The sequence below is a fragment of the Mesorhizobium sp. M4A.F.Ca.ET.090.04.2.1 genome (genome assembly GCF_003999085.1).
Classification (GTDB): domain Bacteria; phylum Pseudomonadota; class Alphaproteobacteria; order Rhizobiales; family Rhizobiaceae; genus Mesorhizobium.
This window is the reverse complement of sequence record NZ_RZOT01001037.1, coordinates 1-404: the sequence shown is the minus strand read 5'-3', so window position 1 is coordinate 404 and position 404 is coordinate 1. Positions and strand designations below refer to the sequence as shown.

The following is a 404-nucleotide window of genomic DNA, read 5'->3' as shown; positions in this document are numbered from 1 at the left end:
CCACTACAGCCGCGTCGAGCGCCGGCGGCTGGCCATCGACTTCGGCGATCGCGCCCTTGAGCCGCTTGAAGTGTTCGGCCACCAGGCTGCCGGTGAGGTCCACCTTGTCGGCGGAGCCCGCGCGCGGCAGCAGCTTTGCCCCGGTCTTGACGACCTTGCCTAGCTTGCCAAGCTTGCCGAGCAGTTTCGAGCCGCCCTTCGCGGCCGCCTTGTCGTCAGCCGGCGCCTCGTCGGACCGGGTGAGGTCCGTCTCCTGAACCACCGCCGTCAGCAGGCGCTTCAATGCGGAATCGGCGCTTGAAAGGTCCTTGAGGTTCTCGCTGGCGACGTTGAGGTCGCTCAACGGGGCGAGCCGCATGTCGCGCAGGAAGCTGTCCCATTGCGCGATATAGTCCTCATAGTAG

1 protein-coding gene is annotated in these 404 nt (G+C 66.3%); it reads right to left on the bottom strand.

Annotation, left to right across the window (positions count from 1 at the left end; all coding sequences use genetic code 11):
* Positions 1-404 (bottom strand): ImcF-related family protein (locus EN781_RS33920; RefSeq protein ID WP_281034429.1); only part of this gene is annotated, 404 nt, incomplete at both ends.